Source organism: Mycobacterium sp. MUNTM1 (assembly GCF_054660795.1).
This window is the reverse complement of record NZ_BAAGDE010000052.1, coordinates 37,476-44,131: the sequence shown is the minus strand read 5'-3', so window position 1 is coordinate 44,131 and position 6,656 is coordinate 37,476. Positions and strand designations below refer to the sequence as shown.

Below are 6,656 nucleotides of genomic sequence, written 5' to 3'. Positions count from 1 at the left end.
CCAGAACGGTTACGTCTTCATCGAGACGAAATCCGGTGTGACGCGCTGCCAGATCAATAAGGACACCGTCGGCTGCGAAGCACCGTTCACCAACTCGCCGCTGCAGGACGGTGAGCACGCCAACGGCGTCAGCATCAACAGCGGCGGCAAGGTGCAGTGGGTGCTGGGCAACCTGGGGGCCATCCCGACCGTCACCATCGACTACAAGACCTACGCGGCGCAGGGCTGGACGATCATCGCCAACGCCGACGGCACCCGCTTCACCAACGACCAGACCAAGCACGGCATGTTCGTCAGCGTCGACAAGGTCAACACGTTCTAGAGGATGAAAGCCGAGTCAGCCGTCCCAGATCAGGTGGCCGTCGGGGCCGCGGCGGGCGCCCTCGGCGGGGCGGTGCGGACTGAGCCGGCCGTCCGGCATGAGGTGCCGCACGCGCATCCCGCGCCCGAGCATCGCCACGTCGGCGATCAGCCGCCGGTGGCAGCGCCACCAGACGCTCTCGCTACACATCACCGCCGTGGTGCGCCGGGCCGCGTCGGCCAAGACCTCGTCCAGCGCGGCGTCGAACTCTGGCGTCCGGGTGTACGCGGCGTACGCCCGGAACGCGGCCACCGTCCACCAGCTGTCGGGCTCCGGTTCTCCAGCCGCGATGTGCCGCCGCCCGCCGAGGCGCGGCTCCCACCGGTAGTCGATGCCGGATTGCGGCAGCCAGCATTCCAGGGCCTCCCGCCGCACGTCCGGATTGCTCCGACTGGCCGGGTAGCGCCGCACATCCACCACCAGCGCAACTCCCGGCCCGGCAAGCAACTCCGCCAGTCGCTCCCGGTCGGCCGCCCCGTGTCCCACGGTCAGCAGCACGCGCTCCATGAGGACAGCATGCCCGGGATCGGCGATGGCGCCGGCCAGGGTGCGAGGTGAATTGATTACCAAGCCTGCTTCAGTAATCTTGCCCATGAGCTCGGGAGGGGTGGCGATGCGAGCGGGGTTGATCAGCAGTCGGGCGAGCAGCTGACGATTCCATGCAGCTGCGATATCTCAGCCTCCCGGCCCTGATCGGCGCGGCCGGCGGCAATCCATGGGCAATCAACGCGAGCCTGCAGGCGGGCAGCCCGTTGCAGATTTCCAACCTGGCCGAGGCGTTTCGTCGCGCCGGCCGATGCACAAAAGAGGCCAACGACGCGTTCGAGCAGGCCCGTACCCGCTTCGAGACCGCCTGGAACCGCCAGAATGGCGATCATCCGATCACCGGCTCCGACGAAGTGCAGCGGGTGACGAAAGCCCTTGGGGCGCAGTCGTTGCAGATACCGAAGATCGGTGCGGACCTGGAGAACATCGCCGCCACGCTGGCCGAGGCGCAGAAGACCGCGGCCGGCCAGATCGCGTCGCTGGAAGCGAAGCTACAAAACCTCGACGATCTGATCGGCGAGGCCGACGAGATGGAAGACGACGACGACCTCAGCCAGGCCGACTTCGACGCGCTCGAAGCGTTTATCGCCACGTGTGAAGACGACGCGGTCGCTGACACCAAAGCCGCCCTGATCCAGCTGCAGACCACGCGCGACGGCTACGCGAGCTCGTTTCAGAACGCGATGGGGACGCTGCACGCAGATGGATATGACTCCACAGGCCCGCAGCCGGGTCCCGGACAACCGGCGTCCGGCCCGGCAGGGCCCGGACAACCGCCGCCCGGCAAGCCCGGACCCGGGTTGGCTCCGACGACGAGCGATCTGGCGCTCGCGGGTGCGGGAGCGGTCGCCGGTGGTACCGCTGACGGCGTTCGGCAGGCGACCCTCAAGTTGATCAACGAGTCGCCCGGCACAGGTCCCGGAAAGGCTGATCCGGGCTTGTTGAAGTGGTTGGAGGACCCGAGGATCGGCGGAGTCGAAATCAAGGGCTTCTCCCGTATCGGTGTCACGGTCGGTGCGGTCGGCGCGATACCTGCCGTCATGTCCGACATCCATGACGGCAACTCGGTGCCAGAGGCCGTCACCCGGGAGACGGCCGGAACCGCCGCCGGGCTCTGGGCGGGCGCGGCTGTTGGAGGCGTTGCCGCGGACGCGGTGGCTGGCGCAGCGATCGGTTCGGTCGTGCCGGGTGCGGGGACCGCGGTTGGTCTGGTAGCAGGCGCCGTCGTAGGAGCGGGCGCCGCCTTCGTGGCATCTAAGGGAGTCGAAACGATCTGGCATCCGGTTGCGGATGCGGTGGGCAGTGCGGTGCACGGTGTCGAATCGGTCTTCGGTTTCGGCTAGGGCGACGGCTATGCGGTTCGACGAATTTATCGAGCAGCGAGGCCTCGCGGTCTTCCCGGTCGACCGGTTCGCCGGGCTGGTGGTCGGTGTGGGCCTACCGCGGGGCTGGGAACCCTTCGATTCCGCCGTCGGAGTCCGCGTGTGGGCTTGGCGGGCAGACCCTTACATCGACGTGTTTTGCGCCAACGCGGTGTTGACGATGCATCGTGTCGAGGCTTTGCTGGACCCTGCCGAGGTGTTCGCGATGCTGTCAGAACAGCAGTTGTACGCGGCGCCGAAATGTCATGAACTACACCGACAGATCGCTGCGGCCACCGAGGGCGCCGGTATCGGGGGGACGCTCGCGATGCAGATCGAGCATGAACTGGGCACCATCGACAGCGCGACACACTCCCGGATCATCACCGCTGAACAGGAGACACTGATTGCGCAACTGACGATAACGGCGCGACGTGATTCGCCAGTTGATCGCGCAAATATCTGGCTTCAGGCGCGATCGGGGCCGGCGACAAATCCAGCGCTCGCGAGTCACCACGGCGGCCCGGTAAGTAGAACGCGAGAAGGGCAGCGATGACCGGAAGTGAGGTGAAAGGCCGTTGGAGGCGGGTGCTGCGCTACTCCTTCGCTGGAGCCTTGCTCCTGTTAGCGGGCATCAGCCTGCTGGTGGGATCGTCGTGGTACCTGCCGCTGGGCATTGCGGTGACCGGCGGCATCATCCTCGTCGGCCAGCGCCGGATTTTTCGGCCGGGAGTCAACCGATCCGGGGACGAGATCGTCTGCCGCTACATTCCCTGGTACGAGGGAAATGCTTACGTCTTGAACGTGCTGGTGCCGGCGCTAGGCGTGTCCAGTGTCGGCGCGGGGTGGGCGCCCGGAAATCCGGGATGGCTTCGGTTCACCGGCTTGACGCTGCTGATCCTGACGCCGGTCTTCGTGTTCAGCGCCGTGCGCATGTGGCGTCGTTGCCTGCTGGCCATCTCCCCGTCGGCGCTGACCGTGCGTTTGGCTGGACCCAAGGATGAGCTGACCGAAATCCGGCGTGATTGCGTCCTGGCAATTGGGCCCAAGATCGTCCCGAATGGGGTGAGCGGACAGTCGCTGCAAGTCGAAATTGCCTATCGCGCAGCGGATCTGAGCAGCAAGACTGTGCTGCTCGGCCTCCAATTGAGTGTTCAGCCGGTCAACCTGGTCAACGCGCTGGTGGCCTGGAAAGACGGCGCCAACGACGAGCCGGGCCAGCTGATCGACCGCATCGAACGGGTTCTGCGAGGCCGCACGACGGCCGGCGTGTGACCGCGTCGATCAGAGCTTGGAGCCGAGCCCCGCGATCAGATTGATGGTCACCGCCAGGACCACCGCCCCGAGCAGGTAGGACACCAGCGCATGGCGCAAGACCGTCGCCCTGATCGACGCCAAGCCGATCTCGGTGTCCGACACCTGGTAGGTCATCCCGACGGTGAAGGCGAGGTAGGCGAAGTCGCGGAACCGGGGCGGCTCGGGATCGTGAAAATTGATGCCGCCCGGCTCATCCGAGTAGTAGAGCCGCGCGTAGTGCACGGAGTACAGCGTGTGCACGGCCACCCAGGATGCCGCGACGGTCAGGACGCCGACGACGGCGGCCGCCAGGGCTTCATGGCCTGAGCGCGAACCCGCGGCCACCACGTACCCGACGCCGCCCAGGCTCGCGACGCTCGCCGACAGGATGACCGCGTCGGCGACCCACCGGGTCGGATCCTCCCGCGTCGCCCATCGACACGTCTGCTCGGCGTCCATGCCGAGCAGGCTGAGGTGCGTCCACGCCGCATACGTTCCGGCGGTGGCGATCCAGCCGGCCAGCGCGAAACGCCAGCCGACCGTGTTTCCCGCCGCCACGGCGACGGCAGCGCCGAGGGTCACGCAGACCGATATCCGGACCGCGACCGTATCCCGCAACAGCTTCACCAGGGAGTCCACGACCTTGACCTAACCACCAACGCGTCGCACAGGGTCGGCATCAGCGGATTGGCAGGTGCGGTCAGTACCATCGGTCCCGTGGCATCCAATGGCCCACGCGACGACTTCCACAATCAGCCGACGCAGCATGGCGACTTCGGCGCGAGCGAACAACCGCCAACCGGCGAGATTCCGCCGGCCGGTCCCCCGCCGAACCCGCCCGGGGGATCGGAGCATTCCGGCGACGTCGACCCGTTTGACCAGGAGGCCGAGCCGACCCCGTGGTATCGCAAGCCCAAGATGCTCATCGCGTGGCTGGTCTCCGTCGTCATCCTGATCGCGTTGATCGTCTTCGGCATCATCGAGCTCATTCACGGACAGCAGACCGTCCCGCACGCCCCCAAAACAACGACGACGCCGACCACCACCACCACCACCACGACGACGTCCCCGACGACCACGACGACCACCACGTCCTCGCCCGGCAGCAGCGCCGAACAGCCGCCGGCACAGCAGCCGACGCAGCAGCAGCCCACCGGGGGGCAGACGCAGCAGCCGACGCATCACCACCACATGCCGCAGCTGCCGCCGGTGATCACCATCCCCGGGGTACCGAACCCCGTCACGGTGCCGCCGGGCCTGCGTTAGCGGGTCGGTGGCAAACCCGATCGGCGTAGCGCCGGCGAAGCCATACACTCGCTGCAATCCACGGTCGCTACGGTGAGGATCGGCGCGCGAGGGCAACGGGACGACTGACACAGGGGTGTAGCAGATGAGCGAGTCGCTCGGGCTATCGATCGGGGTGGCCAACCTGGTTGCCGCCCGCGCGGGCAGCGCCCCGATAACCCGCAGCTCCGTACTGACGCTGTTCGAGCAGCGGCCCACCGAAGTTGGCCTGCCAGAAGAGAATCCGAACCTGACCGAACCGGGCCTGGTGTTGCGGGGGTTCGTCGAACGCGTCGGCGACCGGGCGCCGTTGGTGGCGGCCGACGGCACCAAGTACCTGGGTGCGGCGCTGACGGTCGAGGCGATCGAGGCGATGGCCCGCGCGGTCGGTTACGGCACACCGATCACCATCGCGGTGCCCGCCTATTGGTCCGACGAGCAGTTCGCGGCGCTGCGCGAGGAGTTCTTCGCCCAGTCCGACCTGGCGCGCGGCGGGGTGGCGCCCATGCTGGTCTCCGACGCCACGGCCGCGCTCGCGGCGCTGCGCGGTACGCCGGGATTCGCGGCCGACGGCGTTGTCGCGCTGTGTGACTTCGGCGCCGGCGGCACCACCGTCACGTTGATGGACGCCAAGGCCGGCTTTGCGCCCGTCGGCCAGGCCACGCGGTACATCGATTTCTCCGGGGACGCGATCGACCAGCTCGTCCTGGACCACCTGCTGGCCTCCGACGTCAGCACCGCCATGCTCGGCGGCACCACGCGCGCCGGCTCGCAGGCCCGCCTGCTCGGTGCCTGCCGGCGCGCCAAGGAGCAGCTGTCGACGGCCCCGATGGGCACCATCGTCGGGGCATCCGGCGACGGCGCCCAGTTGTCCCGCACCGATTTCGAGCGACTCATCTCCGCTCCGCTGGACCGTTTCCTCTCGTCGGTCGAGGAGTCGTTGCGGCGCAACGCAATTCCGAACGCCAGGCTCAGCGCCGTGGCGATCGCCGGCGGTGGCGCGAACATTCCGTTGCTCAGGGCGCGGTTGGGGCAGCGGTTCGGGGTCCCGGTGCACAGCACCGCCCAACCGGCCCTCAGCGCCGCCCTGGGTGCCGCGGTGCTCGGCCCGCATTACGCGTCGGGGGCGGCCCCGACCGCCGCGGCCGCCGCTGTGGAGACACCGACCGAGATGGTCGGCACCGCCGGGCTCGACATGACCCAGGCCGCGTGGGCGGCCCAGGCCACCGACGTCGACGACGCCCTGGCCTGGTCGCAGGACGCGGACAACGACGAGCCGGTGCCCTACACCGGCCGCGACGCCACGGGCGAATACGCCAATGAGGCAAGGGAATTCGACGACGCGACGGGCAGCCGTTACGCCGCCGGCACGGGGAAGCTGCCCTGGTACAAACGCACGGCACTGGTGTTGAGCGTGGCCGGCGCGGGCGCCGCGGTGCTGGTGGCCCTGATCTTGGCGATCAACCTGCTGCTCACCAAGTCCACCCCGGTCGCCCCCACGTCGCCGCCCAGCCAACCGCCGCAGACGGTGACCATCACCGGGCCGAACGACAGCACCACCGTCACCGTGGTCCCAGCGCCGCCGCCACCGTCCAGCGAGGCCCCGGCGACCACCACCACCACCACGACGCCCGCGCCGGAGCCGTCGACCACCACCACGACGGCGCCGCCGAGCACCACGGCCACGACCGCCGCGCCCACCACGACGTCGCAGGCGACCACCACCACCGCGGCGCCGACGTCCACGCGCGTGCGGCCACTGCCGCCCATCTTCCAACCGCCGTTCGGCCGATGACGGGTCGAATTAC

7 protein-coding genes and 1 pseudogene are annotated in these 6,656 nt (G+C 68.5%); 6 read left to right on the top strand and 2 right to left on the bottom strand.

Annotated features, from left to right (window positions below; translation table 11 throughout):
- Window positions 1–322: pseudogene (locus ACYQ8K_RS23880) on the top strand (hypothetical protein); the annotation flags it as partial.
- 15 nt (window positions 323–337) lie between these two features.
- Here the strand turns inward: ACYQ8K_RS23880 and ACYQ8K_RS23875 are convergent.
- A complete protein-coding gene (locus ACYQ8K_RS23875; RefSeq protein WP_459972883.1) occupies window positions 338–859 on the bottom strand; it encodes a DUF488 domain-containing protein in 522 nt (173 codons plus the stop codon).
- Between the two features lie 161 nt (window positions 860–1,020).
- Between ACYQ8K_RS23875 and ACYQ8K_RS23870 the strand changes: the two genes are divergently transcribed.
- The 3 genes from ACYQ8K_RS23870 (at window position 1,021) to ACYQ8K_RS23860 (ending at window position 3,543) form a co-directional block, all read left to right on the top strand.
- Window positions 1,021–2,250: a putative alpha/beta hydrolase gene (locus ACYQ8K_RS23870; protein WP_459972878.1), complete on the top strand. Its 1,230-nt coding sequence runs from the start codon at window positions 1,021–1,023 to the stop codon at window positions 2,248–2,250.
- Window positions 2,251–2,449: 199 nt separating this feature from the next.
- Entirely contained in the window at window positions 2,450–2,824 is a 375-nt protein-coding gene (locus tag ACYQ8K_RS23865) for a hypothetical protein (RefSeq protein ID WP_459972876.1), read from the top strand.
- Window positions 2,821–3,543 (top strand): hypothetical protein, encoded by a 723-nt coding sequence (locus ACYQ8K_RS23860; protein WP_459972874.1) that lies wholly within the window; start codon window positions 2,821–2,823, stop codon window positions 3,541–3,543. The genes ACYQ8K_RS23865 and ACYQ8K_RS23860 overlap by 4 nt, the downstream gene beginning before the upstream one ends.
- A 9-nt stretch (window positions 3,544–3,552) precedes the next feature.
- On the opposite strand, the gene ACYQ8K_RS23855 is transcribed toward ACYQ8K_RS23860, so the two are convergent.
- Complete coding sequence (locus ACYQ8K_RS23855) at window positions 3,553–4,203, bottom strand: DUF1345 domain-containing protein (protein WP_459972872.1); 651 nt, start codon at window positions 4,201–4,203, stop codon at window positions 3,553–3,555.
- 78 nt (window positions 4,204–4,281) lie between these two features.
- Here ACYQ8K_RS23855 and ACYQ8K_RS23850 point away from each other — a divergent pair, with 78 nt between their 5' ends.
- Window positions 4,282–4,830, top strand: coding sequence for a hypothetical protein (locus tag ACYQ8K_RS23850; RefSeq protein WP_459972870.1), 549 nt, complete (start codon window positions 4,282–4,284; stop codon window positions 4,828–4,830).
- Window positions 4,831–4,954: 124 nt separating this feature from the next.
- Complete coding sequence (locus tag ACYQ8K_RS23845) at window positions 4,955–6,643, top strand: Hsp70 family protein (RefSeq protein ID WP_459972868.1); 1,689 nt, start codon at window positions 4,955–4,957, stop codon at window positions 6,641–6,643.
- Window positions 6,644–6,656 lie beyond the last annotated feature (13 nt).

What these genes read in the sequence shown, in the direction of transcription:
- ACYQ8K_RS23845 (WP_459972868.1), top strand. Translation starts at nt 4,955, where the DNA reads ATGAGCGAGTCGCTCGGGCTATCGATCGGGGTGGCCAACCTGGTTGCC.
- ACYQ8K_RS23860 (WP_459972874.1), top strand. Translation starts at nt 2,821, where the DNA reads ATGACCGGAAGTGAGGTGAAAGGCCGTTGGAGGCGGGTGCTGCGCTAC.
- ACYQ8K_RS23870 (WP_459972878.1), top strand. Translation starts at nt 1,021, where the DNA reads ATGCAGCTGCGATATCTCAGCCTCCCGGCCCTGATCGGCGCGGCCGGC.
- ACYQ8K_RS23865 (WP_459972876.1), top strand. Translation starts at nt 2,450, where the DNA reads ATGCATCGTGTCGAGGCTTTGCTGGACCCTGCCGAGGTGTTCGCGATG.